The organism is Enterobacter sp. BIDMC92, assembly GCF_001030225.1.
In the GTDB taxonomy this organism is placed as follows: Bacteria; Pseudomonadota; Gammaproteobacteria; order Enterobacterales; family Enterobacteriaceae; genus Enterobacter; species Enterobacter sichuanensis.
The window spans coordinates 3948345-3973222 of sequence record NZ_KQ087598.1; the positions used below are offsets into that span (position 1 = coordinate 3948345).

At 55.4% G+C, this 24878-nt stretch carries 28 protein-coding genes; 16 read left to right on the plus strand and 12 right to left on the minus strand.

The annotated features are described in order from the left end of the window. Positions 1 to 11: 11 nt before the first annotated feature. The 3 genes from pgk to tkt all read right to left on the minus strand — a co-directional run bounded on the left by pgk (position 12) and on the right by tkt (position 4561). Entirely contained in the window at positions 12 to 1175 is a 1164-nt protein-coding gene (gene pgk / locus SP99_RS18415; protein ID WP_023309116.1) for a phosphoglycerate kinase, read from the minus strand. A 49-nt stretch (positions 1176 to 1224) separates the two neighbouring features. Then, a complete protein-coding gene (epd, locus tag SP99_RS18420) occupies positions 1225 to 2244 on the minus strand; it encodes an erythrose-4-phosphate dehydrogenase (RefSeq protein WP_025757731.1) in 1020 nt (339 codons plus the stop codon). A 325-nt stretch (positions 2245 to 2569) separates the two neighbouring features. After that, a complete protein-coding gene (gene tkt / locus SP99_RS18425) occupies positions 2570 to 4561 on the minus strand; it encodes a transketolase (protein WP_025757729.1) in 1992 nt (663 codons plus the stop codon). 272 nt (positions 4562 to 4833) lie between these two features. Between tkt and SP99_RS18430 the strand changes: the two genes are divergently transcribed. Together SP99_RS18430 and SP99_RS18435 are read left to right on the plus strand one after the other, a co-directional pair. Then, a complete protein-coding gene (locus SP99_RS18430) occupies positions 4834 to 5592 on the plus strand; it encodes a metalloprotease LoiP (RefSeq protein ID WP_021242066.1) in 759 nt (252 codons plus the stop codon). A gap of 209 nt (positions 5593 to 5801) precedes the next feature. Next, the gene (locus SP99_RS18435; protein ID WP_047959429.1) at positions 5802 to 7070 is read left to right on the plus strand and encodes an OprD family outer membrane porin; all 1269 of its coding nucleotides are present in this window, start codon (positions 5802 to 5804) and stop codon (positions 7068 to 7070) included. 51 nt (positions 7071 to 7121) lie between these two features. On the opposite strand, the gene speB is transcribed toward SP99_RS18435, so the two are convergent. From speB to SP99_RS25130, 5 genes are all read right to left on the minus strand, one after another. Continuing rightward, entirely contained in the window at positions 7122 to 8042 is a 921-nt protein-coding gene (gene speB, locus SP99_RS18440) for an agmatinase (RefSeq protein ID WP_025757725.1), read from the minus strand. Positions 8043 to 8258: 216 nt separating this feature from the next. Next, positions 8259 to 10235, minus strand: coding sequence for a biosynthetic arginine decarboxylase (gene speA, locus SP99_RS18445; protein WP_025757724.1), 1977 nt, complete (start codon positions 10233 to 10235; stop codon positions 8259 to 8261). Positions 10236 to 10243: 8 nt separating this feature from the next. After that, positions 10244 to 10375 (minus strand): acid stress response protein YqgB, encoded by a 132-nt coding sequence (gene yqgB, locus SP99_RS24055; protein ID WP_127312443.1) that lies wholly within the window; start codon positions 10373 to 10375, stop codon positions 10244 to 10246. Positions 10376 to 10469: 94 nt separating this feature from the next. Further along, positions 10470 to 10613, minus strand: coding sequence for a hypothetical protein (locus SP99_RS25390; protein ID WP_420796100.1), 144 nt, complete (start codon positions 10611 to 10613; stop codon positions 10470 to 10472). A gap of 9 nt (positions 10614 to 10622) precedes the next feature. Next, positions 10623 to 11021 carry a hypothetical protein gene (locus tag SP99_RS25130; protein WP_025757723.1) on the minus strand — a complete coding sequence of 133 codons (399 nt, stop codon included), beginning with the start codon at positions 11019 to 11021 and terminating at the stop codon, positions 10623 to 10625. A 138-nt stretch (positions 11022 to 11159) separates the two neighbouring features. Between SP99_RS25130 and metK the strand changes: the two genes are divergently transcribed. From metK to ruvX, 8 genes are all read left to right on the plus strand, one after another. Further along, positions 11160 to 12314: a methionine adenosyltransferase gene (metK, locus tag SP99_RS18455; protein WP_014885184.1), complete on the plus strand. Its 1155-nt coding sequence runs from the start codon at positions 11160 to 11162 to the stop codon at positions 12312 to 12314. Positions 12315 to 12673: 359 nt separating this feature from the next. Next, on the plus strand, positions 12674 to 14071 hold the full coding sequence (gene galP, locus SP99_RS18460; protein ID WP_047959430.1) for a galactose/proton symporter: 1398 nt from the start codon (positions 12674 to 12676) through the stop codon (positions 14069 to 14071). Positions 14072 to 14129: 58 nt separating this feature from the next. Then, complete coding sequence (locus SP99_RS18465; RefSeq protein ID WP_025757721.1) at positions 14130 to 14627, plus strand: SprT family zinc-dependent metalloprotease; 498 nt, start codon at positions 14130 to 14132, stop codon at positions 14625 to 14627. A 94-nt stretch (positions 14628 to 14721) separates the two neighbouring features. Next, positions 14722 to 15429 carry a deoxyribonuclease I gene (gene endA, locus SP99_RS18470; protein WP_047959431.1) on the plus strand — a complete coding sequence of 236 codons (708 nt, stop codon included), beginning with the start codon at positions 14722 to 14724 and terminating at the stop codon, positions 15427 to 15429. Positions 15430 to 15481: 52 nt separating this feature from the next. Continuing rightward, positions 15482 to 16213 (plus strand): 16S rRNA (uracil(1498)-N(3))-methyltransferase, encoded by a 732-nt coding sequence (gene rsmE / locus SP99_RS18475; RefSeq protein WP_047959432.1) that lies wholly within the window; start codon positions 15482 to 15484, stop codon positions 16211 to 16213. An 18-nt stretch (positions 16214 to 16231) separates the two neighbouring features. After that, positions 16232 to 17179: a glutathione synthase gene (gshB, locus tag SP99_RS18480; RefSeq protein ID WP_025757718.1), complete on the plus strand. Its 948-nt coding sequence runs from the start codon at positions 16232 to 16234 to the stop codon at positions 17177 to 17179. Positions 17180 to 17261: 82 nt separating this feature from the next. Continuing rightward, a complete protein-coding gene (locus tag SP99_RS18485) occupies positions 17262 to 17822 on the plus strand; it encodes a YqgE/AlgH family protein (RefSeq protein ID WP_025757717.1) in 561 nt (186 codons plus the stop codon). Beyond that, a complete protein-coding gene (ruvX, locus tag SP99_RS18490; RefSeq protein ID WP_021242076.1) occupies positions 17822 to 18238 on the plus strand; it encodes a Holliday junction resolvase RuvX in 417 nt (138 codons plus the stop codon). Before SP99_RS18485 ends, ruvX begins: the two co-directional genes overlap by 1 nt. A 9-nt stretch (positions 18239 to 18247) precedes the next feature. On the opposite strand, the gene SP99_RS18495 is transcribed toward ruvX, so the two are convergent. Beyond that, the gene (locus SP99_RS18495; RefSeq protein ID WP_047959433.1) at positions 18248 to 19228 is read right to left on the minus strand and encodes a type IV pilus twitching motility protein PilT; all 981 of its coding nucleotides are present in this window, start codon (positions 19226 to 19228) and stop codon (positions 18248 to 18250) included. Between the two features lie 17 nt (positions 19229 to 19245). Between SP99_RS18495 and SP99_RS18500 the strand changes: the two genes are divergently transcribed. Genes SP99_RS18500 through SP99_RS18525 form a run of 6 tightly spaced genes read left to right on the plus strand, consistent with a single transcriptional unit; the run spans position 19246 to position 22961 of the window. Continuing rightward, entirely contained in the window at positions 19246 to 19947 is a 702-nt protein-coding gene (locus SP99_RS18500) for a YggS family pyridoxal phosphate-dependent enzyme (protein ID WP_047959434.1), read from the plus strand. A gap of 21 nt (positions 19948 to 19968) precedes the next feature. After that, positions 19969 to 20535: a YggT family protein gene (locus SP99_RS18505; protein ID WP_013098667.1), complete on the plus strand. Its 567-nt coding sequence runs from the start codon at positions 19969 to 19971 to the stop codon at positions 20533 to 20535. Next, the gene (gene yggU / locus SP99_RS18510) at positions 20532 to 20828 is read left to right on the plus strand and encodes a DUF167 family protein YggU (RefSeq protein ID WP_025757710.1); all 297 of its coding nucleotides are present in this window, start codon (positions 20532 to 20534) and stop codon (positions 20826 to 20828) included. Before SP99_RS18505 ends, yggU begins: the two co-directional genes overlap by 4 nt. 3 nt (positions 20829 to 20831) lie before the next feature. Beyond that, positions 20832 to 21425, plus strand: a complete 594-nt coding sequence (locus tag SP99_RS18515; RefSeq protein ID WP_047959435.1) for an XTP/dITP diphosphatase — start codon at positions 20832 to 20834, stop codon at positions 21423 to 21425. After that, on the plus strand, positions 21418 to 22566 hold the full coding sequence (gene hemW, locus SP99_RS18520; RefSeq protein WP_047959436.1) for a radical SAM family heme chaperone HemW: 1149 nt from the start codon (positions 21418 to 21420) through the stop codon (positions 22564 to 22566). Before SP99_RS18515 ends, hemW begins: the two co-directional genes overlap by 8 nt. Positions 22567 to 22622: 56 nt before the next feature. After that, positions 22623 to 22961 carry an endonuclease domain-containing protein gene (locus SP99_RS18525; protein ID WP_047959437.1) on the plus strand — a complete coding sequence of 113 codons (339 nt, stop codon included), beginning with the start codon at positions 22623 to 22625 and terminating at the stop codon, positions 22959 to 22961. 82 nt (positions 22962 to 23043) lie between these two features. Here the strand turns inward: SP99_RS18525 and SP99_RS18530 are convergent, their stop codons facing one another. Genes SP99_RS18530 through trmB form a run of 3 tightly spaced genes read right to left on the minus strand, consistent with a single transcriptional unit; the run spans position 23044 to position 24862 of the window. Beyond that, on the minus strand, positions 23044 to 23760 hold the full coding sequence (locus SP99_RS18530) for a YggN family protein (protein WP_025760375.1): 717 nt from the start codon (positions 23758 to 23760) through the stop codon (positions 23044 to 23046). 56 nt (positions 23761 to 23816) lie between these two features. Next, a complete protein-coding gene (locus tag SP99_RS18535) occupies positions 23817 to 24143 on the minus strand; it encodes a YggL family protein (protein ID WP_003862421.1) in 327 nt (108 codons plus the stop codon). Continuing rightward, a complete protein-coding gene (gene trmB, locus SP99_RS18540; RefSeq protein WP_047959438.1) occupies positions 24143 to 24862 on the minus strand; it encodes a tRNA (guanosine(46)-N7)-methyltransferase TrmB in 720 nt (239 codons plus the stop codon). Before trmB ends, SP99_RS18535 begins: the two co-directional genes overlap by 1 nt. Positions 24863 to 24878 lie beyond the last annotated feature (16 nt).

Consider the following 24878-nt stretch of genomic DNA (forward strand, 5'->3'; position numbering starts at 1 on the left):
CCCTGAATGGCTTACTTCTTAGCGCGCTCTTCGAGCATTGCTACTGCTGGCAGTACTTTACCTTCCACGAATTCGAGGAATGCACCGCCACCAGTGGAGATGTAGGAGATCTTGTCAGCGATACCGAACAGGTCGATTGCTGCCAGGGTGTCACCGCCGCCTGCGATAGAGAACGCTTCGCTGTCTGCGATAGCGTTAGCAACGATTTCAGTACCTTTACGGAAGTTCGGGAATTCGAACACGCCAACAGGACCGTTCCACAGGATAGTTTTTGCGTTCTTCAGGATTTCAGCCAGTTTCTGTGCAGAAACGTCGCCCAGGTCCAGAATCTGCTCTTCATCTTTGATGTCGTTTACAGATTTCAGGGTCGCTGTCGCAGTTTCAGAGAACTCGGTTGCGACGCGAACATCCGTTGGAACCGGGATATCGCAGGTGCCCAGCAGGCGTTTAGCTTCGTCAACCAGGTCTGCTTCGTACAGGGATTTACCGACGTTGTGGCCCTGAGCGGCAACGAAGGTGTTCGCGATACCACCGCCAACGATCAGCTGGTCAGCGATTTTAGACAGGGAATCCAGAACGGTCAGTTTGGTAGACACTTTAGAACCACCCACGATAGCCACCATTGGGCGAGCGGGTTCTTTCAGTGCTTTACCCAGTGCTTCCAGTTCGTCAGCCAGCAGAGGACCGGCACACGCAACGTCTGCAAATTTACCGATACCGTGGGTAGACGCCTGCGCACGGTGAGCCGTACCGAAAGCATCCATCACGAATACGTCGCACAGTGCAGCGTATTTTTTGGACAGGGTTTCGTCGTCTTTCTTCTCGCCTTTGTTGAAGCGAACGTTTTCCAGAACCACCAGTTCACCGGCAGCAACTTCAACGCCGTCCAGATAATCTTTTACCAGGCGAACCGGGTTGGACAGTTTGTCTTTCAGGTAATTAACAACTGGCAGCAGAGAGAACTCTTCGTTGTACTCGCCTTCGGTTGGACGACCCAGGTGGGAGGTAACCATCACTTTCGCGCCCTGCTTCAGAGCCAGTTCGATGGTTGGCAGTGATGCACGGATACGCGCGTCACTGGTCACTTTGCCATCTTTAACCGGTACGTTCAGATCAGCACGGATGAAAACGCGTTTACCAGCCAGATCCAGATCGGTCATCTTAATTACAGACATGGTGAATCCTCTCGTTGATTCTTAAAGTTTTGCAGACGCACGATGCGTCTTACCTGAAACCTTGAGCGGCCATTGCTAACGTAGTGTCGAGCATTCGGTTAGCAAAGCCCCATTCGTTATCACACCAGACCAGCGTCTTGATAAGGTGTGCGCCACTGACGCGCGTTTGAGTACCATCAACGATGGCGCTGTGCGGGTCGTGGTTAAAATCCACTGAGACCAACGGTAATTCCGTATAGTCAACTATACCATGAAATGCCCCCTGTGCCGCTTTTTGCAGCAACTGGTTGACTTCACAGGCTTTTACCGGTTTTTTCACCGTGACGCTCAGGTCGATGGCGGTGACGTTGATCGTCGGAACACGCACGGCAATCGCTTCAAAGCGGTCATTAAACTGCGGAAAAATTCGGGTGATCCCTGCCGCCAGTTTGGTATCCACCGGAATGATTGACTGGCTCGCTGCACGCGTGCGCCGTAAATCCGGGTGGTAAGCGTCAATTACCTGTTGATCGTGCATGGCGGAGTGAATCGTGGTCACGGTACCGGATTCAATGCCATACGCATCGTCTAACAGTTTGATGACCGGAATAATGCAGTTAGTGGTACAGGAGGCGTTGGAGACAATGCGGTGTTCAGCTTGCAGCTCATGCTGGTTGACGCCAAACACGACGGTCGCGTCGAGGTCGTTACTGCCGGGATGGGAGAACAGGACTTTTTTCGCACCTGCCGCGAGATGCGCTTCGCCATGTTCGCGGTTGCCATACACACCGGTACAGTCAAGCACCACATCCACACCCAGTTCGCGCCAGGGTAGCCCGGAAATGCTGCTCTCATGCAGCACACGAATAGCGTCGTCACCCACATAGAGCTGATCTCTGTCCTGGCGTACATCCCAGGCAAAGCGTCCGTGGCTGGTGTCATATTTCAATAAATGCGCCATGCCCGTAGCATCCGCCAGTTCATTGATTGCCACCACGGTTATTTCCGCCCGACGTCCGGATTCATACAGAGCACGAACCACATTACGCCCGATGCGACCGAAGCCATTAATCGCTACGCGTACGGTCATAGATCTCCTGCAAAGCACTCCCTGGGTTTGAGGTGGCTGAAAGAGTAATCCAGCTACGCCCGAAGGGGAATCCTTGCTGTCACAAACTGCGATTGATTGGTCAATTGTCGAACATTTAATCGACTGAAACGCTTCAGCAAGAATAAGCGAAACGAGGAATAAAAGGAATGTCTGTCCAGATGAATAAGCAAGCTATATGACTTGCGTCACATTTTAGGTGGAATAATGACGCAAAAAAAGCCGGGTGGCGCGCTAGCGCTTACCCGGCCTACTTTCGAGCCAATTGTAGACCCGGTAAGCGTAGCGCCACCGGGCAAAACGGCGATTACAGCAGTTCTTTCGCTTTCGCGACAACGTTCTCAACGGTGAAGCCGAACTCTTCGAACAGCTGTTCTGCCGGAGCAGATTCACCGAAAGTGGTCATACCGACGATGGCGCCGTTCAGGCCCACATATTTGAACCAGTAGTCAGCGATACCCGCTTCCACTGCCACACGCGCGGTTACCGCTTTAGGCAGAACGGATTCACGGTAAGCAGCATCCTGTTTGTCGAACGCATCGGTAGACGGCATGGATACCACGCGCGCTTTCACGCCTTCGGCAGTCAGTTTGTCCCAAGCGGCGACAGCCAGTTCCACTTCAGAACCGGTTGCGATGAAGATCAGCTCAGGCTGGCCTGCGCAATCTTTCAGCACATAACCACCGCGCGCGATGTTCGCCAGCTGCTCTGGCGTACGATCCTGCTGAGCCAGGTTCTGACGGGAGAGGATCAGCGCGGTTGGGCCGTCCTGACGCTCAACACCATATTTCCACGCCACAGCGGACTCAACCTGGTCACATGGACGCCATGTGCTCATGTTCGGGGTCACACGCAGGGAAGCCACCTGCTCTACCGGCTGGTGAGTTGGACCGTCTTCGCCCAGACCGATGGAGTCGTGGGTATAAACCATCACCTGACGCTGTTTCATCAGCGCAGCCATACGCACGGCGTTACGTGCATATTCCACGAACATCAGGAAGGTAGAGGTGTACGGCAGGAAACCACCGTGCAGCGCGATACCGTTCGCGATAGCCGTCATACCGAATTCACGTACACCGTAATGGATGTAGTTACCGGCAGTATCTTCGTTGATTGGCTTAGAGCCAGACCACAGGGTCAGGTTAGACGGTGCCAGGTCAGCGGAGCCGCCCAGGAATTCCGGAAGCAGAGGACCGAACGCTTCGATCGCGTTCTGAGACGCTTTACGGCTGGCGATTTTGGATGGGTTCGCCTGCAGTTTAGCAATGAACTCGTTCGCTTTCGCGTCGAAGTCAGACGGCATGTCGCCTTTCATACGACGGGTGAATTCAGCCGCTTCCTGCGGGAAGGCTTTCGCGTACGCAGCAAACTTCTCGTTCCATGCCGCTTCTTTGGCCTGACCTGCTTCTTTTGCATCCCACTGCGCATAAATGTCAGAAGGGATTTCGAATGCAGGGTGTTTCCAGCCCAGCGCTTCACGGGTCAGCGCGATTTCCGCGTCGCCCAGTGGCGCACCGTGGGAGTCGTGAGTACCCGCTTTGTTCGGTGAACCAAAGCCAATGATGGTTTTGCACATCAGCAGGGATGGTTTGTCAGTGACTGCGCGCGCTTCTTCAACCGCACGTTTAATCGAGTCAGCATCATGGCCATCAACGCCACGCACCACGTGCCAGCCGTAGGCTTCGAAACGTTTAGCGGTGTCATCAGTGAACCAGCCTTCAACGTGACCGTCGATGGAGATGCCGTTGTCGTCATAGAACGCAACCAGTTTGCCCAGCTTCAGGGTACCTGCCAGAGAGCACACTTCGTGAGAAATGCCTTCCATCATGCAGCCGTCACCCATGAACGCATAGGTGAAGTGGTCAACGATGTCATGACCAGGACGGTTGAACTGCGCCGCCAGGGTTTTCTCAGCAATCGCCATACCCACTGCGTTAGCAATACCCTGACCCAGTGGGCCGGTGGTGGTTTCTACGCCAGCGGTGTAACCCACTTCCGGATGACCTGGTGTTTTGGAGTGCAGCTGACGGAAGTTTTTCAGCTCTTCGATAGGCAGATCGTAGCCTGTGAGATGCAGCAGGCTATAAATCAGCATCGAGCCGTGGCCGTTAGACAGTACGAAACGGTCGCGGTCAGCCCATGACGGGTTCTGCGGGTTGTGGTTCAGGAAATCACGCCACAGGACTTCGGCGATATCAGCCATACCCATAGGGGCCCCTGGGTGGCCGGATTTGGCTTTCTGTACTGCGTCCATGCTCAGCGCACGAATAGCATTAGCAAGCTCTTTACGTGAGGACATTTTAACTCCAGATCGGACTGTTAAAGGCCATGCCCTTGACGACAGCGCGTTTTGGGCTACGCCGGAAAAAAGTGCCAACAATGTAACCCAAGCGGCATGCCATGTACATGGACCATTCTTTTGCAGCTTAAGAAATCTCTGGATCATGCTCGCATGTTGCGCAATCTGCTCGCCCGGCTTCGTCGATATTCCTTATACTTAGCCCGAGTCCGGCTTCGCTGCCGGTGCACTTTTCAGATTTTATTCAGATTAACGAGTACGGAAACAACCTCATGAAAATGCGTGCAATAGTGCTGGCCCTGGGTACAACGCTCCTGCTGAGCGGCTGTCAGAATATGGATTCTAACGGTCTGATGACGTCAGGCGCAGAAGCCTTTCAGGCCTATTCCCTGAGCGATGCGCAGGTTAAAGCGCTGAGCGACCAGGCCTGTAAAGATATGGACGGAAAAGCCACCCTCGCGCCGGCTAACAGTACCTACACGCAGCGTCTGAATAAGATTGCTTCCGCGCTGGGCGATAACATCAACGGCCAGCCGGTGAATTACAAGGTTTACATGGCGAAAGACGTGAACGCCTTCGCCATGGCGAACGGCTGTATCCGCGTCTATAGCGGGCTGATGGACATGATGACCGACAATGAAGTTGAAGCGGTCATCGGCCATGAGATGGGCCACGTTGCGCTCGGTCACGTGAAGAAAGGGATGCAGGTTGCCCTGGGCACTAATGCCATTCGCGCAGCGGCGGCCTCAGCGGGCGGTATCGTTGGCAGCCTGTCACAGTCACAGCTGGGCGATGTCGGTGAAAAACTGGTTAACTCCCAGTTCTCACAGCGCCAGGAGTCCGAAGCAGATGACTACTCCTATGATCTGTTGCGCAAACGCGGGATTAATCCTTCCGGTTTAGCCACCAGCTTTGAAAAACTGGCCAAACTGGAAGCGGGACGCCAAAGCTCCATGTTTGACGATCATCCGGCCTCAGAAGAACGCGCGCAGCATATTCGCGACCGTATGGCAGCAGACGGAATTAAATAATTTTGGAAGGAGGCAAATTTGCCTCCTTTTTATTTCGCATGAATTGTTAACTTAATCGCACGTATCGGTAACGCCCCCGGAAGCCCCGCCAAATCAGTCTTTTCTATTGAAATCTTTGGTCACATAATTATTGCAAACGTTAACCTTTCCGGTAATTATCACGTCCGCAGTCATTAAAATTAATATATCCATACAGAGACGTTCCCTCCGTGAAAAAAGAATTATCATTAGTTGCTTTAAGCTTATTTGCCGCATTACCCGCCGCTGCAAGCCAGCAATCCGACAGCCAGGGTTTTATTGACGACAGCCATTTGAACCTGTTTTTACGTAATGCGTATATCAGCCGTGATTACCATCAGGGCCAGCAGGATAAAGCCGAATGGGGCCAGGGCATCATCGCGACCTTTGAATCCGGCTATACCGAAGGCGTGGTGGGCTTTGGGGTCGATGGCATCGCCCAATACGGCGTGCGTCTGGACGGTGGTCGCGGCAGGAGCGGCGCGGGTGGCATTGACTTCTTTAAACAGGAAGACGACGGCCGGGCGAAATCCGATCTGGCAAAGTTTGGTGCAACCGCAAAAATGCGCTTTTCAAACACCGTCCTGAGCTACGGTAATCAGCGCCCTGAGCTGCCCATCGTTAATGCCGACAGCTCCCGCCTGCTGTTTGAAAGCTATACCGGCACCATGCTGACCTCAAAAGAGATCGACGGTCTGGAAATCAACGCCGGTTACTTCACCGACGAGCAGCGTAAAAGCGACGATCGCCACGACAGCGGACTGAAGAGCCTCTCCTTCGGCGGCGCGAGCTACCAGTTCAACGACCAGTTCAGCGGCGCGCTGTACGCCTCGCATAATGAAGAGGTGATGAACAAGCAGTATCTGGGCATGAACTTCAAACAGCCGTTCAGCACCGGACAACAGCTGGTGCTCGACTTCAACGGGTATAACTCACGTCTGGATCAGAGTTACGCTGACAGCCTCAATACGGGCCGCAGCAACACCATCTGGAGCCTGGCGGCAAGTTATATCTGGGATATTCACACGTTTAAAGTGGCGTACCAGCAGAGCAGCGGCAGCACCGGCTACAACTACGGCGGCTACCGCGACCAGGGCGGCGTGGGTGACGGTGGCAACACCATCTGGCTGGCGAACTCCTACTGGTCAGATTTCAACGGTGAAGACGAACGTTCATGGCAGGCTTCTTACGGTCTGGACTTCGCGGGTCTCGGCCTGCCGGGTCTGAGCTGGACCACCGCCTACGTGCGTGGTGACAACATCAAAACGTCTGAAACCAGCAACGGCAAAGAGCACGAGTGGTTTAACCAGATCCAGTACCAGGTGCAGGATGGTCCGGCGAAGGATCTTAAACTCAAACTGCGTTACTCCGTCCTGCGCGTCTCCAGCAACGCCAGCGATTACAACGTCGGTGGGGACGAGATCCGCGCTTACGTGGAGTATCCGTTTAACGTGTTCTGATGAAAAAAAACCTCTCCGCGGAGAGGTTTTTTTACGCCACGAGGGGCTAGCTTATTCGCCTTTTTTCGCTGCCTGGATGTAGAGCATTTCCAGCGCCAGAGTCGCTGCAGCCAGCGCAGTGATCTCGGACTGGTCATAGGCTGGGGCCACTTCCACCACGTCCATCCCGACAATGTTCAGATCCTTCAGGCCGCGCACCAGTTTAATCGCACGGTCAGAGGTCAGGCCGCCGATCACCGGCGTACCGGTACCCGGCGCAAATGCCGGATCCAGGCAGTCGATGTCGAAGGTCAGATAGACAGGCATATCACCCACGATCTGTTTCACCTGCGCGATAATGTCATCCACGCCGCGATCGTTAACCTGGCAAGCATCCAGCACGGTGAAGCCGTTGTCTTTGTCGAACTCGGTACGGATACCAATCTGCACGGAGTGGTTCGGGTCGATCAGACCTTCGTTTGGCGCGGTGAAGAACATGGTGCCGTGGTCGAACTCGCAGCCGTTCGCGTAGGTGTCGGTATGCGCATCGAAGTGCACCAGCGCCATTTTACCGAAGTGCTTCGCGTGGGCGCGCAGCAGCGGCAGGGTCACGAAGTGGTCGCCGCCGAAGGAGAGCATGCGCTTACCGGCAGCCAGCAGCTTCTCGGCATGGGCCTGCAGCTTCTCGCTCATCTCACGCGCGTCACCGAAGGCGTACACCAGGTCACCGCAGTCCACCACGTTCAGGCGCTCACGCATGTCGAAGTTCCACGGGAAGCGGTTATGCTCCCAGGCCAGGTTAGTGGAAACCTGACGGATTGCTGCCGGGCCGTGACGACCACCCGCGCGACCAGAAGTGGCCATATCGAACGGCACACCGGTGATGACCCAGTCAGCGTCGCTGTCGTACGGCTGGAAGTTCATTGGAAGGCGTAAAAAACCAAACGCGTTAGATACCAGAGAGTTATCGTACTGATGACCTAAAGTGCTCATGTCCTGACCTCATTCAAAGTCTATGTAAAAAAAATCCCCTCCGCGTCGTTAAACCCGACGAGGAAGGGATTGATTCGTAAATCGCTAATTGGGGCGAATTATCGCCGGTAATGCATACGGGTTCAAGTGAGTATAGCACTCTGCCGGATGACGGCTTCGCCTTATCCGGCCTACGACTGTAGGCCCGGTAAGCGCAGCGCCACCGGGCATCAGCGACTACTCGTCTTCCAGATACGTATACCCGTACAGACCCGCTTCAAACTCTTCCAGGAACTGCTGCTGCAGCGCATCGTCCAGACCGGTGTTTTTCACCTGATCGCGGAACTGGGTCAGCAGCGTTTTCGGATCCAACTGCACATATTCCAGCATGTCCGCCACGGTGTCCCCTTCGTCGGACAGCTCAACTTCCACGCTGCCGTCAGGGAAGACAAACACGTCAACCGCTTCGGTATCACCGAACAGGTTGTGCATGTTGCCGAGGATCTCCTGATACGCCCCGACCATAAAGAAGCCCAGCATTGGCGGGTTCTCCGGGTCATATTCCGGCATTGGCATCGTCGTGGCGATACCGTCGCCATCTACGTAGTGGTCGATAGCGCCGTCAGAGTCGCAGGTAATATCCAGCAGCACCGCACGACGTTCCGGAGCATGATTCAGCCCTTCCAGCGGCAGAACCGGGAACAGCTGATCGATACCCCAGGCATCCGGCATCGACTGGAACAGCGAGAAGTTGACGTAAATCTTGTCCGCCATACGTTCCTGCAGCTCGTCGATAATCGGACGGTGCGCACGGTTGCTCGGATCGAGCTGCTTCTGCACTTCGTGGCACATGTTGAGATAGAGCTGCTCTGCCCACGCACGCTCCTGCAGGCTAAAGGTGCCTGAAGAGTAGCCGACGTGGATATCGTGCAGATCCATCTGGCTGTCGTGCAGCCATTCGCGCAGGGAACGACGCGTGCCCGGCTCGTGCATCTCCTGCCAGGTTTCCCACATGCTTTGCAGGGAACGCGGAGCATCCTCTGCCGGCGGCGTCGCTTCGGTGGTTTCGCTGCGCTCAACGCCAATGATATTCGAGACCAGCACGGTATGGTGCGCCGTAACGGCACGTCCGGATTCGGTGATCACCGTCGGGTGCGGCAGGCCATGCTCTTCACAGGCATCGCCAATCGCCCAGATAATGTTGTTGGCGTATTCGTTCAGGCCGTAGTTCACGGAGCAGTCGGACTGCGAGCGGGTACCTTCATAGTCCACGCCCAGGCCGCCGCCCACGTCAAAGCACTGAATATTGACGCCAAGCTTATGCAGCTCAACGTAGAAACGCGCTGATTCACGCACGCCGGTGGCGATATCGCGAATGTTGGCCATCTGCGAGCCGAGGTGGAAGTGCAGCAGCTGAATGCTGTCCAGACGACCGCGCTCGCGGAGAATTTCTACCAGCTGCAGCACCTGGTTGGCCGCCAGGCCGAACTTGGATTTTTCGCCACCGGACGACTGCCATTTACCGGACCCCTGGGACGCCAGACGCGCACGCACGCCAAGACGAGGCACCACGTTCAGACGCTCGGCCTCTTCCAGCACGATCGCGATTTCGGTCATCTTCTCGATAACCAGATAGACCTTGTGGCCCATCTTCTCGCCAATCAGCGCCAGACGAATATATTCACGGTCCTTATAACCGTTACAGACGATCACCGAACGGGTCATGCCCGCATGCGCCAGCACGGCCATCAGCTCTGCCTTGGAGCCCGCTTCCAGACCCAGCGGTTCACCGGAGTGGATCAGGGATTCAATCACGCGGCGGTGCTGGTTCACCTTGATCGGGTAAACCAGGAAGTAGTCGCCTTTATAGCCGTAAGATTCACGCGCACGCTTGAACGCGGCGTTAATCGAACGCAGACGGTGTTGCAGGATCTGCGGGAAGCAGAACAGTGCAGGCAAACGCTGGCCCTGTGCTTCGCGGGCTTTTACCAGTTTGGCAAGATCCACGCGCGCTTCAGGGACGTCGGGATCCGGGCAAACGCTAATGTGGCCCAGTTCGTTGACGTCGTAGTAGTTATTGCCCCACCAGGCAATATTGTAAGTGCGCAGCATCTTGCTGGCTTCCTGGGAGCTCATCGCAACCTCCTGCATAGAACGTAGTACACCCTGTTCGCCCGCTGACGAAGGCGAAAAAGAAGACATGTCGTCAGACATAGCGAACCTCAACTCTTTGTATTAAGTGTAAAACAGTTGACTACTATCGCAGCGTTATACGGCGATAACAACCCATAAACGGCTCCGTTTCCCAGCAGAGTATGCTGAAATCCAGACCGTGCGACCGGTTTCTTATTCATATCATTGTAAAACACGTATCCGAACTCTGTATGACAAGGTTCGGCGAAACCACGAGAAAACTCTTGTATTAACAAGAGCGCCCTTGTTCAGTTTTCACAAAGCGTGACCGGCCCTGGAATCCTGAGAAGCGCCGAGATGGGTATAACATCGGCAGGTTTGCAGACTAGAAATGCGGGTTGCGGGAATCAAATGCGCGCCAGAACGGCTGCGCTGAATTAGCGAAAAACGATGGTTCATTATCTCGTATCACCTCCACGGCCGCCTCTGCTGAAACGGACCACAAGCCAAAGCTAAAAGTTCACTGCTTAACCCGGCTGGAAGTGGCGACACGATGAATCCATCGAGCGCTTTTTTGGTTATCCTAAATAATTCGAGTTTCAGGAAGGCGGCGACGCAGCGAATCCCCGGGAGCTTACAAAAGTAAGTGACTGGGGTGAGCGAGGAAGCCAACGCACATGAAACTTGAAGTATGACGGATATGAGCCGCGCGCCGCGTTTTATACCGAGAAGGGGGCTAAAAAGCAAAACAAAAATGCGCGTGTTGCCAGTGCCGTCAGGAAAAATTTCCAGCGCTGTTTTCAACTCAGTGAGAGGTGAGTCAAAAAAAACTGGAAATCGGGCGAAGAAGTGACCTAAAATAGCCATCCAGATGTTAATCCATCTATACTGATTAACACTCATACTGCCAGTGTCAAAAACCTGCAGGCCTTGGTAGAATTATCTCCTTTGGCTATTCCACACAGCAGCTTGAGCTAACCAAATTCCTCTTAGGTGAAATAAAACATGGCAAAACACCTGTTTACGTCCGAGTCCGTATCAGAAGGACATCCTGATAAAATTGCTGACCAAATCTCCGATGCGGTGCTGGATGCGATCCTGGCCCAGGATCCAAAAGCGCGCGTAGCGTGTGAAACCTATGTCAAAACCGGCATGGTTCTGGTTGGCGGTGAGATCACCACCAGCGCATGGGTTGATATCGAAGAGATCACCCGTAACACGGTGCGTGAGATCGGTTATGTGCATTCTGATATGGGCTTTGATGCCAACTCCTGCGCGGTACTGAGCGCGATTGGCAAACAGTCTCCAGACATCAACCAGGGCGTTGACCGTGCCGATCCGCTGGAACAGGGTGCGGGCGACCAGGGCCTGATGTTCGGCTATGCAACCAACGAAACCGACGTGCTGATGCCAGCACCTGTCACCTACGCACACCGTCTGGTGCAGCGCCAGGCTGAAGTACGTAAAAACGGTACCCTGCCGTGGCTACGTCCGGATGCGAAAAGCCAGGTGACCTTCCAGTACGACGACGGCAAAATCGTCGGCATTGACGCGGTGGTTCTCTCTACCCAGCATTCAGAAGAGATCGATCAGAAATCCCTGCAGGAAGCAGTGATGGAAGAGATCATCAAACCTGTTCTGCCAACTGAATGGCTGAGCAGCGCAACCAAATTCTTCATCAACCCAACCGGACGCTTTGTGATCGGCGGCCCAATGGGTGACTGCGGTCTGACCGGCCGTAAAATCATCGTTGATACCTACGGCGGCATGGCGCGTCACGGCGGCGGTGCGTTCTCCGGTAAAGACCCGTCCAAAGTGGACCGTTCTGCGGCGTATGCGGCGCGTTATGTGGCGAAAAACATCGTTGCTGCCGGCCTGGCTGACCGCTGTGAGATTCAGGTTTCCTATGCTATCGGCGTGGCGGAACCAACCTCCATCATGGTTGAAACCTTTGGTACTGAGAAAGTGCCTTCAGAACAGCTGACCCTGCTGGTGCGCGAGTTCTTCGACCTGCGTCCATACGGCCTGATTCAGATGCTGGATCTGCTGCACCCTATCTACAAAGAAACCGCTGCATACGGTCACTTTGGTCGCGAACATTTCCCATGGGAAAAAACCGACAAAGCCGCCCTGCTGCGTGAAGCTGCCGGTCTGAAATAATCGACTGACATCTCTTTTAAAAGGCCAGCCTTCGGGCTGGCCTTTTTTTGTCGGGTGGCGGCTGAAAGGCGCACTATTTGGAACCGATTACACCGCAACGGAAGCCTTCCGCTTTCAGAATATTCTCTTTGCATGATCGCCTTTCTTCTGCTGTTACATCCCCTTTCAGTTAAGTCTGAAATGTGCTCTTTCGCGATGCACATCACCTCATTTACCTCTATATTTTCAAAGCCTTAATTTTATTTACGGTTGCACATTAGTGTAACCGATTACACCAATGTGATTAATCTCACATATTTTTACGGGTCGCTCACCTACCCTTAATATCAATAAAACTGATAACCCAACTGGAGGGCATAATGCCTGACAATAAAAAACAGGGGCGTACGTCCAACAAGGCGATGACTTTCTTCGTCTGTTTCCTCGCCGCCCTGGCAGGATTACTTTTTGGCCTGGATATCGGCGTAATTGCCGGTGCATTACCCTTTATCACTGAAGAGTTCCAGATCAGCGCTCACACCCAGGAGTGGGTGGTCAGCTCCATGATGTTTGGTGCTGCCGTCGGGGCCGTCGGTAGCGGCTGGCTCTCCTTCAAACTTGGACGTAAAAAGAGTCTGATGATCGGCGCGATCCTGTTCGTTGCCGGTTCACTCTTCTCTGCTGCTGCGCCTAACGTTGAAGTGCTGCTGGTTTCCCGCGTGCTGCTCGGTCTGGCCGTGGGGGTGGCGTCCTACACCGCACCGCTTTACCTGTCTGAAATCGCGCCGGAAAAGATCCGCGGCAGCATGATCTCGATGTACCAGCTGATGATTACCATCGGTATTTTGGGCGCATACCTTTCCGATACCGCGTTTAGCTACAGCGGCGCATGGCGCTGGATGCTCGGCGTGATCATTATCCCTGCGGTTCTGCTGCTGATTGGCGTCTTCTTCCTGCCGGACAGCCCGCGCTGGTTTGCCGCTAAGCGCCGTTTCGTCGATGCCGAGCGCGTGCTGCTTCGCCTGCGTGATACCAGCGCAGAGGCGAAGAACGAACTGGAAGAGATCCGCGAAAGCCTGAAGGTTAAACAGTCTGGCTGGGCGCTGTTCAAAGAGAACAGTAACTTCCGCCGTGCGGTCTTCCTCGGCGTGCTGTTGCAGGTCATGCAGCAGTTCACCGGGATGAACGTCATCATGTACTACGCGCCAAAAATCTTTGAGCTGGCGGGTTACACCAACACCACCGAGCAGATGTGGGGGACCGTCATCGTGGGTCTGACCAACGTGCTGGCGACCTTTATCGCCATCGGCCTGGTGGACCGCTGGGGACGTAAGCCAACCCTGACGCTGGGCTTCCTGGTGATGGCGGCCGGCATGGGTGTCCTCGGGACCATGATGCACGTAGGCATTCACTCACCAACCGCGCAGTACTTTGCGGTAGGCATGCTGCTGATGTTTATCGTCGGGTTTGCGATGAGCGCCGGTCCGCTGATTTGGGTACTCTGCTCCGAAATTCAGCCGCTGAAAGGGCGTGATTTTGGTATCACCTGCTCTACCGCAACGAACTGGATTGCCAACATGATCGTCGGCGCAACGTTCCTGACCATGCTCAACACCCTGGGTAACGCCAACACCTTCTGGGTTTACGCCGGTCTGAACATCTTCTTTATTGTGCTGACCATCTGGCTGGTTCCAGAAACCAAACATGTGTCCCTGGAACATATTGAACGTAACCTGATGAAAGGTCGTCCTCTGCGCGAAATCGGCGCCCACGATTAATCCTCACACGGGAGGTGCCCCTTGCACCTCCCCGCTTCGCGCTTTATGCTCTGCCCCTATGAAAGCTCCCCGTCTCCCCATTGCCATCCAGCAAGCCGTTATGCGCAGCCTGCGGGAAAAACTTGCCCAGGCGAACCTGAAGCTCGGTCGCAACTATCCTGAACCTAAGATCGTGTATCAGCAGCGTGGCACCGCGGCCGGTACCGCCTGGCTTGAGTCTTATGAGATCCGCCTTAACCCGGTTCTGATGATGGAAAATCAGCAGGCGTTTATCGATGAAGTGGTACCGCATGAGCTGGCGCACCTGCTGGTGTGGAAGCACTTTGGGCGCGTCGCCCCCCACGGGAAAGAGTGGAAGTGGATGATGGAGGCGGTGCTCGGCGTTCCGGCGCGCCGGACCCATCAGTTCGAGCTGGAATCAGTACGCCGCAATACCTTCCCCTACCGCTGCCAGTGTCAGCAGCACCAGCTTACCGTCCGTCGCCATAATCGCGTGGTGCGCGGCGAAGCGACCTACCGCTGCGTGAAATGCGGTGAACCGCTGGTTGCGGAATAATCACCTGAACTTTCAGGAACTTTCCTGATCTGACTGATTGCATACAGGAACAACATTCGTTACGTTGCGGGCTCGTTTTGACACGGAGTGTAAGATGTCCCGTAATGTTTCTCTCGCGGTCGCCTTTTTGACGACGGCGCTCTCAGGCCACGCGCTGGCCGACGGTATCACCAGTTTCTCTCAGGCCAAAGCGGCCGGTGTAAAGGTTAATGCTGACGTGCCGGGCGATTTCTACTGCGGCTGTAAAATTAACTGGCAGGGTAAAAAAGGGGTCGTTGACCTTGAGTCTTGCGGATATAAGGTGCGTAAAAACGAAAACCGCGCCAGCCGTATTGAATGGGAACATGTCGTTCCGGCATGGCAGTTTGGTCACCAGCGCCAGTGCTGGCAGGATGGCGGACGTAAAAACTGCGCCAAAGATCCGGTTTATCGCCAGATGGAAAGCGATATGCATAACCTGCAGCCCGCTGTGGGTGAAGTGAATGGCGACCGCGGCAATTTCATGTACAGCCAGTGGAACGGTGGCGAAGGCCAGTACGGCCAGTGTGGAATGAAGGTTGATTTCAAAGAGAAAGTCGCCGAGCCTCCTGCCCGCGCGCGCGGCAGTATTGCCCGCACCTACTTCTATATGCGTGACCGTTACAACCTCAACCTTTCCCGCCAGCAGACGCAGCTGTTCAACGCCTGGGACAAGCAATACCCGGTGACGGAGTGGGAATGCCAGCGCGACGAACGCATCGCCAGGGTTCAGGGGAATCATAACCCTTACGTCCAGCGGGCTTGCCAGGCGCAAAAGAGCTAACCTACACTAGCGGCAATTTGCTTACATCGTATGACACACGGAATTTCTGACTATGCGCATTCCCCGCATTTACCATCCTGAACTGATTACCGCAGGCCGAGAAATCGCCCTGTCTGATGACGCCGCCAACCACGTTGGTCGCGTGCTGCGCATGGGCGCAGGTCAGGCCATTCAGCTGTTCGATGGCTCAAACCAGGTTTTCGACGCACAAATTACGCGGTCCGATAAAAAAAGCGTGCACGTTAACGTGCTGCATGGCGAGGTGGATGATCGCGAATCACCGCTGCACATTCATCTGGGCCAGGTGATGTCGCGCGGGGAAAAGATGGAGTTCACCATTCAGAAATCGATTGAACTCGGTGTAAGCCTCATTACGCCACTTTTTTCTGAGCGCTGTGGCGTTAAACTGGATGCGGAACGTCTGAACAAGAAGATCCAGCAGTGGCAGAAAATTGCCATTGCGGCTTGTGAACAGTGCGGCCGCAACCGTATTCCGGAGATCCGCCCGGCGATGGATCTGGAGGCGTGGTGTGCAGAAGAGGACGGTGGGCGGAAGCTCAATCTTCATCCGCGCGCCAGCGCCAGCATCAATACGCTGCCCTTGCCCGTCGAGCGCGTACGCCTGCTGATTGGCCCCGAAGGTGGGCTTTCGGCGGATGAAATCGCGATGACGGCACGTTACCAGTTTACTGATATTCTGTTGGGACCTCGCGTTCTGCGCACTGAGACAACGGCACTCACGGCCATTACCGCGCTACAGGTACGGTTTGGCGATCTGGGTTGACGCATATTGGAGAGAAAGATGATCAAGCTCGGCATCGTGATGGACCCCATCGCAAACATTAACATCAAGAAAGATTCCAGCTTCGCTATGCTGCTGGAAGCGCAGCGTCGCGGCTATGAACTCCACTATATGGAGATGAACGATCTTTACCTGATCAACGGTGAAGCCCGGGCGCGCACCCGCATCGTTAACGTCGAGCAGAACTACGACAAATGGTACGAATTCGGCACAGAGCAGGACATCGCGCTTGCCGATCTCAACGTCATTCTGATGCGTAAAGATCCGCCATTCGACACCGAGTATATCTACTGCACCTATATCCTTGAACGTGCAGAAGAGAAAGGGACGCTGATCGTCAACAAACCGCAGAGCCTGCGCGACTGTAATGAAAAACTCTACACCGCCTGGTTCTCTGACCTGACGCCTGAAACGCTGGTGACCCGCAGCAAAACCCAGTTGAAGGAATTCTGGCAGAAACACGGTGATATCATCATGAAGCCGCTGGACGGCATGGGCGGCGCGTCGATTTTCCGCGTGAAAGAAGGCGATCCGAACATTGGCGTGATTGCCGAAACCCTGACCGAGCTGGGCACCCGTTACTGCATGGCGCAGAACTATATTCCGGCGATCAAAGACGGCGACAAACGCGTGCTGGTGGTGGATGGCGAACCGGTTCCTTACTGCCTTGCACGCATCCCGCAGGGTGGCGAAACCCGCGGTAACCTGGCCGCAGGTGGCCGCGGCGAGCCGCGCCCGCTGACCGAAAGCGACTGGGAAATTGCCCGCCGCGTCGGTCCAACCCTTAAGGCTAAGGGGCTTATCTTCGTTGGCCTGGATATCATCGGCGATCGTCTGACGGAAGTGAACGTCACCAGCCCGACCTGCATTCGTGAAATTGAAGCGGAATTCCCGGTCTCGATCACCGGAATGCTGATGGACGCCATCGAAAAACGCCTGCAGAAATAACCCACCAATGAGTGACAGCGCCCGGGTTTCTCCGCATACTGGTCGCTGTCGCTTTTTAAACCAGGAAACAGTACCTCTGACAATGAATTTACAGCATCACTTTCTTATTGCCATGCCTGCTCTCCAGGACCCGATTTTTCGCCGCGCAGTGGTGTATATCTGTGAATACAATGAAGACGGCGCGATGGGCATTATCATCAACAAACCGCTTGAAAATCTTCAGGTTGAAGGGATTCTGGACAAGCTGAAAATTCCGGCTGAAGCGCGCTTGCCGGAAATCCGGCTGGATAAACCCGTGATGCTGGGTGGACCTCTTGCAGAAGATCGCGGTTTTATTCTTCATACGCCGCCGGTATTCGCTTCCAGTATTCGCATTTCGGATAACACCGTCATCACTACCTCGCGCGACGTGCTTGAAACGCTGGGCACCGCTGAGCAGCCTTCAGAAGTGCTGGTGGCGCTGGGCTATTCCTCGTGGGAAAAAGGCCAGCTTGAGCAAGAGATCCTCGATAACGCCTGGCTCACCGCCCCTGCGGACATGAATATCCTGTTTAAAACCCCTATCGCCGATCGCTGGCGTGACGCGGCGAAACTGATTGGCATTGATATTCTGACCATGCCTGGCGTAGCGGGGCACGCCTGATGAGCGGAACACTTCTGGCCTTTGATTTTGGCACCAAAAGCATTGGCGTCGCCGTGGGTCAGCGCATTACCGGTACCGCACGTCCGCTGACGGCCCTTAAGGCCAACGACGGCACGCCAGACTGGAATCTCATTGAACGTCTGCTCAAAGAGTGGCAGCCGGATGACGTGATTGTTGGGCTGCCGCTCAACATGGATGGCACAGAACAGCCGCTTACCGCCAGGGCGCGTAAATTTGCCAATAAAATTCATGGCCGCTTTGGTGTTTCCGTAAAGCTTCACGACGAGCGTCTCAGCACAGTCGAAGCGCGTGCGGGTCTGTTTGAACACGGCGGCTTCCGGGCGCTCAACAAAGGCAGCGTGGACTCCGCTTCTGCCGTCATCATCCTCGAAAGCTATTTCGAACAGGGCTTCTGAGCAAGGGGCCTATAGCCGCCCCTGCGCCCGTCTCTCCGCCAGGCTCTGGTCAAAGTTCTGCATGCCCGCCTGCTGACCGGTTTGAATGATGCCGGGCAGTTGCCACGTTTTTCCTTCGCGAATCAGATTCGCCGCCGCAGCGGTATTCACCAGCAGTTCATACAGCGCGACGCGTCCATCCTGGAGATCGGGAACCAGCCTCTGCGCCAGCACCGCCCGCAGGCTGCCGGCCAGCTGATTGCGAACCGGATCTTTCTCCTGCGCCGGAAACGTATCCACCAGCCGTTCAATCGCCTGCGATGCCCCGCGCGTATGCAGCGTCGCCAGCACCAGATGCCCGGTTTCGGCCGCCGTCAGCGCCAGGCGGATTGTCTCGCTGTCGCGCAGCTCTCCCAGCAGGATCACGTCCGGATCCTCGCGTAACGCACCGCGCAGCGCTTCAGCAAATGACGGCGTGTGCTGGCCTATCTCCCGCTGTTGTATCAGGCAGCGTTCACTCTGGTAGATAAACTCCACCGGGTCTTCAAGCGTGAGGATATGGCCGTCGGTATGATGGTTGAGAAAATCGACCATCGCAGCGAGCGTAGTGGATTTGCCGCTACCGGTTGCCCCCGTCACCAGAATCAACCCGGCATCATTGGATAACAGTTCCGAAGTGGCCCGCGGCACGCCCAACGAAGCGAGTTGCGGACAGGTTCGCGGCAACAGCCGCAGCGTTACGGAAACACCTCTCATCTGCCTGAAGGCACTGCCGCGCAGGCGCTGGCCCCCCGCTACCGTCACCGCAAAATCCACCTGCCCGTTTGCCCACCATATTCCCTGCTGCTCGTCGTTGAGCCACGCTTTTAGCAATGCTTCAACGTCCGGAGGCGGAAACGGTGCCGGCTCAAGACGGCCTGTTCTGCGCCAGCGGGGTGGCGAATCACTGCACAGGTGTAGATCGGAGACGTTATGCTTTACACTAAGGGCCACAATTTCTTCCACATCCATAGACTACTCCTCGGAAAATGAACGACATTGCGCATAACCTGGCACAGGTCCGGGACAAAATCTCAACCGCCGCAACGCGTTGCGGCCGTGCTTCAGAAGAAATTACGTTACTTGCAGTCAGCAAAACGAAGCCTGCGAGCGCCATCGCAGAAGCCATTGATGCAGGCCAGCGAGCGTTTGGTGAAAACTACGTTCAGGAAGGCGTGGACAAAATTCGCTATTTCCAGCAACAGGGGAATACGTCTCTGCAGTGGCACTTTATTGGTCCCCTGCAGTCGAACAAAAGCCGTCTGGTGGCAGAGCACTTCGACTGGTGCCACACCATTGACCGTCTGCGCATTGCGACCCGCCTGAATGACCAGCGTCCGGCAGAGTTGCCTGCGCTTAACGTGCTGATTCAGGTCAACATCAGCGATGAAAACAGCAAGTCTGGCATTGCGCTCGGTGAAGTAGATGCGCTGGCGGCAGAGGTGGCCGCCCTGCCGCGCTTAACCCTGCGCGGGCTGATGGCCATTCCGGCCCCTGAGTCAAGTTATGAAAGGCAGTTTGCCGTGGCACAGCAAATGGCTGTAGCATTTGAGGCGCTTAAAGCGCGCTATGACACGGTAGACACGCTTTCTCTGGGCATGTCGGATGATATGGAAGCCGCCATCGCGGCAGGCAGCACTATGGTGCGCATCGGTACAGCCATTTTCGGTGCGCGCGACTACACCCAATAATAAGGAAACCTGAGGAACGCCATGAAGACGTTGACTTTCCTGCTCTCAACGGTCATTGAGCTGTATACGATGGCGCTTTTGCTACGCGTCTGGATGCAGTGGGCCCGCTGTGATTTTTACAACCCGTTCTCGCAGTTTGTCGTGAAAATCACGCAACCTGTTGTCGGACCGCTGCGCCGTATTATCCCGGCAATGGGTCCCATCGACAGCGCGTCTTTGCTGGTGGCGTTTATTCTGAGCGTTATCAAAGCAATCGTGCTGTTTATGGTCATTACCTTCCAGCCGATCATCTGGATTGCAGCCGTCCTGATCCTGATTAAAACCATCGGTCTGCTGATCTTCTGGGTGCTGCTGGTGATGGCCATCATGAGCTGGGTCAGCCAGGGACGTAGCCCGGTGGAGTACGCCTTGATTCAGCTGGCCGAACCGCTGCTGCGTCCGATCCGTAACCTGCTTCCGTCTATGGGCGGTATCGATTTTTCTCCGATGATCCTCGTTCTGCTGCTTTATGTGGTCAACATGGGGATCGCCGAGCTGTTACAGTCCACGGGCGATATGCTGCTGCCGGGGCTGTGGATGGCGCTATGAGTGCAGTAAGCACCTGCGCTGACGGGCTGGTTTTAAGGCTGTATATTCAGCCGAAAGCCAGCCGTGACACTATTGTTGGACTGCATGGCGACGAGTTAAAAGTCGCCATCACTGCCCCGCCCGTTGACGGCCAGGCGAACGCGCATCTGACCAAATATCTGGCAAAACAGTTTCGCGTGGCTAAAAGCCAGGTCATCATTGAAAAAGGCGAACTGGGGCGGCATAAACAGGTAAAAATCCTAAACCCGCAATCTATCCCGACGGAAGTCGCGGCTTTGACAGAACAGGACTAAACCATGCAGAAAGTTGTTCTCGCGACCGGTAATGCCGGTAAAGTGCGCGAGCTGGCCTCGCTATTACATGATTTTGGGCTGGATGTGGTCGCCCAGACCGAGCTCGGCGTGGATTCCGCCGACGAGACGGGGCTGACGTTTATCGAAAACGCGATCCTGAAAGCACGCCATGCCGCACAGATTACGGGCCTGCCCGCAATCGCTGACGACTCCGGTCTGGCGGTCGATTTTCTCGGCGGCGCGCCGGGGATCTACTCTGCACGCTATTCCGGCGTGGACGCGACCGACCAGCAGAATCTGGAAAAGCTGCTTGTCGCGCTGAAAGACGTGCCGGACGAGCAGCGTACCGCGCAGTTCCACTGCGTGCTGGTCTATATGCGTCATGCGGAAGACCCGACCCCCATCGTCTGCCACGGCAGCTGGCCGGGAGTGATTACCCGCGAAGCGGCAGGTAACGGCGGTTTTGGTTACGATCCTATTTTCTTTGTCCCGTCCGAGGGCAAGACCGCTGCGGAACTGACCCGCGAAGAGAAAAGCGCGATTTCCCACCGCGGACGCGCCCTGAAACTGTTACTGGAAGCACTGCGTAATGGCTAATCTGCCACCTCTGAGTCTTTATATTCACATCCCGTGGTGCGTGCAGAAATGCCCGTACTGTGATTTCAACTCGCACGCGCTGAAGGGCGAAGTGCCGCACGATGACTACGTTGCGCATCTGCTGGCCGATCTGGACGCCGATGTCGTGTACGCACAGGGACGTGAAGTTAAGACCATTTTCATTGGTGGCGGTACGCCGAGCCTGCTGTCAGGCCCGGCGATGCAAACGCTGCTGGACGGCGTGCGTGCGCGCCTGAACCTGGCAGCGGATGCTGAAATTACGATGGAAGCCAACCCCGGCACCGTTGAGGCCGACCGTTTTGTCGAGTATCAGCGTGCAGGCGTGAACCGCATCTCCATCGGTGTGCAGAGCTTTAGCGAGCCGAAACTGAAACGCCTGGGGCGCATTCACGGCCCGGAAGAGGCGAAGCGTGCGGCAACGCTGGCGACGGGGCTTAATCTTCGCAGCTTCAACCTGGATTTGATGCACGGCCTCCCGGACCAGTCGCTGGACGAGGCGCTGGACGACCTGCGCCAGGCGATTGAACTGAACCCACCACACCTTTCGTGGTACCAGCTCACCATCGAGCCCAACACGCTGTTTGGTTCGCGCCCGCCAGTCCTGCCGGACGACGACGCCCTGTGGGATATCTTCGAGCAGGGCCACAGGCTTTTGACTGCCGCAGGCTATCAGCAGTATGAAACGTCCGCCTATGCGAAACCGGGCTATCAGTGTCAGCACAACCTGAACTACTGGCGGTTTGGCGACTATCTGGGGATTGGCTGCGGCGCGCACGGTAAAGTGACTTTCCCGGACGGGCGCATTCTGCGCACGGCGAAGACCCGCCACCCGCGTGGCTATATGGAAGGCCGTTACCTGGAACGTCAGCATGATGTCGAGGCGGTGGATAAACCGTTTGAGTTCTTTATGAACCGCTTCCGCCTGCTGGAAGCCGCACCGCGTGCGGAATTTTCGCGTTACACCGGGCTGCCGGAGTCAGTGATTCGTCCACAGATTGACGAAGCGCTGGCGAAGGGGTATCTCACGGAATGTGAGGAATACTGGCAGATCACCGAGCACGGCAAACTGTTCTTAAACTCCCTTCTTGAGCTGTTCCTCGCCGAAGAATCTGAAGGCTGATTCAGGATTTTGCATCCCGCGCTGCCGGCTGAGGGAGAGGCTGGCAGAGTGTGGGGATGGACAAATCAAAACAACTCCGCAAACACATGACGCCCGAAGAGTTACGCCTCTGGTATTTACTCAGGGGACGCCGCTTCTTTGGCTATAAGTTTCGCCGCCAGATGCCGATTGGTGCGTATATCGTAGATTTTGCCTGCTTTAAGGCGAAACTGATCATTGAGCTGGATGGTGGACAACATCAGAACAACGAAATGTATGATTCACGTCGTGCTGAATTTTTGAATGCGAACGGCTGGGAAATACTACGGTTCTGGAATAATGAATTCAGGACAAACGAGGAGGAGGTGTTGATGGCTATATTGCAACGACTGCGCTGCCTGATGCCCTCACCCTAACCCTCTCCCACAGGGAGAGGGAACGATTACACCCTCTCCCATGGGGAGAGGGCCGGGGTGAGGGGCCCAGCGCGCAGAGATCTTACTTCAACGTCCCCACCAGCGCCTTCCGGCTATCTTCCAGCGATACAACGCGTTTACACACGTCTTTGCCGAACTTCTGGAAATCATCTTCCTGGTTCTTCCACTCATTCTGAATGGAGGTCTGCAGGCCGCCCAGACTGCCCAGCACGCCCTGAAGTGGGTTACCGCCGCCTTTCAGTACCGCTTTGGCGCCCATCTCGTTAATGCTGTCCTGCAGGATACCGCCCATCGCCTGGTTCACCAGCTGCTGCCCGTCAGCGCGGACCTGATCAATCGCCTTGTAGTGGAACGTCAGGCCGTCGGTACGCGTCTCGATAATCCGGTTCATCTGCTCTTTCAACTGCTTATCGAGCTTCGTCAGGCGGGTGCGCATATTGCTGCTCTCCCCCACCTCTTTGGTGATGATCTTATCCAGCGCCACGCGGCTTTTCTCAACGCGCGTCAGCGCGCCTTCGTTAATCCATGGCAGCGCGGTACGCAAATCGGCCTGGTAGTCTTTCGCCTGCTCACGCTGTGCCGCAGTCAGGTTGTACTGTTTGCCGTTAAAGGTGACGTTCCCTTCCGGCGTAATCACCAGATTGCCGTTCTCGCCTTTGACCTGCACGGTTTGCGGGCTTAACACCACGTCATCACGCGGGGTGACGCTACATTTATACTCCGCATGGGCGGTGAATCCGGTTGCCATCAAAGCAGCAGCCAGCAACGTTTTGCGCATCTTAAACACTCCCTCAGACAAAATGGGCCAGCTAATGCTGGCCCTTTACTACTTTATTAGTCCCACCAAACGTCGAAAAGTTCGCTGACGCGAACATCTTCCAGCTTGTGGTCTTCAAGCCATTTACGTACCAGGGCCTGATGTTCTTCGGTGCATTTACCCACTTCCTGGGTGCAGATCAGACCTTCCCACGCCAGATAGCCGCTACCATCGAAGGCCAGTTTGTTTGGCTCGATCACCTCGTTGATGAACGCATCAACGTCCTGATCGATCTGCTCAACGCTGGTGCCTTCCGGGAAACGCCAGGCAACGGAGAAGCCCACTTCCTGGAATTCTTCGATGTGCATCTTTTTACGCAGACGACGGCTACGATTCTTTGCCATTATTTCACCCTCTCGAACATTAAGTCCCATACACCGTGACCAAGACGATGGCCACGCTGTTCAAATTTCGTTACCGGACGCGATTCCGGACGCGGTACATAGTCGTTGCTCGCCGACTGGTTTTTGTAACCGTCCAGCGATGACATCACTTCCAGCATATGTTCCGCATAAGGTTCCCAGTCGGTCGCCATATGGAAGACACCGCCCAGCTTGAGCTTACTTTTTACCAGCTCAGCAAACGGCGCCTGAACGATACGGCGTTTATTATGACGTGCTTTGTGCCACGGGTCAGGGAAAAAGAGCTGAACCATGGTTAAAGAATTGTCAGGAATCATTTTGTGCAGCACTTCCACTGCGTCATGACACATCACGCGCAGGTTCTCAACGCCCTCTTCATGGGCCGTAGCCAGACACGCGCCCACACCCGGGGAGTGCACTTCAATGCCGAGGAAGTTCTGCTCCGGGCGGGCTTTGGCCATGGCCACCAGCGAGGCGCCCATACCGAAACCAATTTCCAGGGTTACCGGCGCGTCGCGGCCAAACAGCTCGCTAAAATCCAGAGGCTGCTCGCTGAACTCAACGCCCATCACCGGCCAGTAGTTGTCCAGCGCATGTTGCTGCCCTTTCGTCAGGCGACCCTGACGGCGGACAAAGCTGCGAATACGGCGCAGCGGGCGACCGTTTTCATCAAATTCCGGTGAAATGACGTCGTTTTTCATAAAAGAGTTGTCTGCT

Excerpts from the sequence above, each read along its gene's own strand:
- pgk (WP_023309116.1), bottom strand. The coding sequence starts at position 1,175 with ATGTCTGTAATTAAGATGACCGATCTGGATCTGGCTGGTAAACGCGTT.
- epd (WP_025757731.1), bottom strand. The coding sequence starts at position 2,244 with ATGACCGTACGCGTAGCGATTAATGGCTTCGGTCGCATCGGGCGTAAT.
- tkt (WP_025757729.1), bottom strand. The coding sequence starts at position 4,561 with ATGTCCTCACGTAAAGAGCTTGCTAATGCTATTCGTGCGCTGAGCATG.
- SP99_RS18430 (WP_021242066.1), top strand. The coding sequence starts at position 4,834 with ATGAAAATGCGTGCAATAGTGCTGGCCCTGGGTACAACGCTCCTGCTG.
- speB (WP_025757725.1), bottom strand. The coding sequence starts at position 8,042 with ATGAGCACTTTAGGTCATCAGTACGATAACTCTCTGGTATCTAACGCG.
- speA (WP_025757724.1), bottom strand. The coding sequence starts at position 10,235 with ATGTCTGACGACATGTCTTCTTTTTCGCCTTCGTCAGCGGGCGAACAG.
- yqgB (WP_127312443.1), bottom strand. The coding sequence starts at position 10,375 with ATGAATAAGAAACCGGTCGCACGGTCTGGATTTCAGCATACTCTGCTG.
- SP99_RS25390 (WP_420796100.1), bottom strand. The coding sequence starts at position 10,613 with ATGAACCATCGTTTTTCGCTAATTCAGCGCAGCCGTTCTGGCGCGCAT.
- SP99_RS25130 (WP_025757723.1), bottom strand. The coding sequence starts at position 11,021 with ATGGCTATTTTAGGTCACTTCTTCGCCCGATTTCCAGTTTTTTTTGAC.
- metK (WP_014885184.1), top strand. The coding sequence starts at position 11,160 with ATGGCAAAACACCTGTTTACGTCCGAGTCCGTATCAGAAGGACATCCT.
- galP (WP_047959430.1), top strand. The coding sequence starts at position 12,674 with ATGCCTGACAATAAAAAACAGGGGCGTACGTCCAACAAGGCGATGACT.
- SP99_RS18465 (WP_025757721.1), top strand. The coding sequence starts at position 14,130 with ATGAAAGCTCCCCGTCTCCCCATTGCCATCCAGCAAGCCGTTATGCGC.
- endA (WP_047959431.1), top strand. The coding sequence starts at position 14,722 with ATGTCCCGTAATGTTTCTCTCGCGGTCGCCTTTTTGACGACGGCGCTC.
- rsmE (WP_047959432.1), top strand. The coding sequence starts at position 15,482 with ATGCGCATTCCCCGCATTTACCATCCTGAACTGATTACCGCAGGCCGA.
- gshB (WP_025757718.1), top strand. The coding sequence starts at position 16,232 with ATGATCAAGCTCGGCATCGTGATGGACCCCATCGCAAACATTAACATC.
- SP99_RS18485 (WP_025757717.1), top strand. The coding sequence starts at position 17,262 with ATGAATTTACAGCATCACTTTCTTATTGCCATGCCTGCTCTCCAGGAC.
- ruvX (WP_021242076.1), top strand. The coding sequence starts at position 17,822 with ATGAGCGGAACACTTCTGGCCTTTGATTTTGGCACCAAAAGCATTGGC.
- SP99_RS18495 (WP_047959433.1), bottom strand. The coding sequence starts at position 19,228 with ATGGATGTGGAAGAAATTGTGGCCCTTAGTGTAAAGCATAACGTCTCC.
- SP99_RS18500 (WP_047959434.1), top strand. The coding sequence starts at position 19,246 with ATGAACGACATTGCGCATAACCTGGCACAGGTCCGGGACAAAATCTCA.
- SP99_RS18505 (WP_013098667.1), top strand. The coding sequence starts at position 19,969 with ATGAAGACGTTGACTTTCCTGCTCTCAACGGTCATTGAGCTGTATACG.
- yggU (WP_025757710.1), top strand. The coding sequence starts at position 20,532 with ATGAGTGCAGTAAGCACCTGCGCTGACGGGCTGGTTTTAAGGCTGTAT.
- SP99_RS18515 (WP_047959435.1), top strand. The coding sequence starts at position 20,832 with ATGCAGAAAGTTGTTCTCGCGACCGGTAATGCCGGTAAAGTGCGCGAG.
- hemW (WP_047959436.1), top strand. The coding sequence starts at position 21,418 with ATGGCTAATCTGCCACCTCTGAGTCTTTATATTCACATCCCGTGGTGC.
- SP99_RS18525 (WP_047959437.1), top strand. The coding sequence starts at position 22,623 with ATGGACAAATCAAAACAACTCCGCAAACACATGACGCCCGAAGAGTTA.
- SP99_RS18530 (WP_025760375.1), bottom strand. The coding sequence starts at position 23,760 with ATGCGCAAAACGTTGCTGGCTGCTGCTTTGATGGCAACCGGATTCACC.
- SP99_RS18535 (WP_003862421.1), bottom strand. The coding sequence starts at position 24,143 with ATGGCAAAGAATCGTAGCCGTCGTCTGCGTAAAAAGATGCACATCGAA.
- trmB (WP_047959438.1), bottom strand. The coding sequence starts at position 24,862 with ATGAAAAACGACGTCATTTCACCGGAATTTGATGAAAACGGTCGCCCG.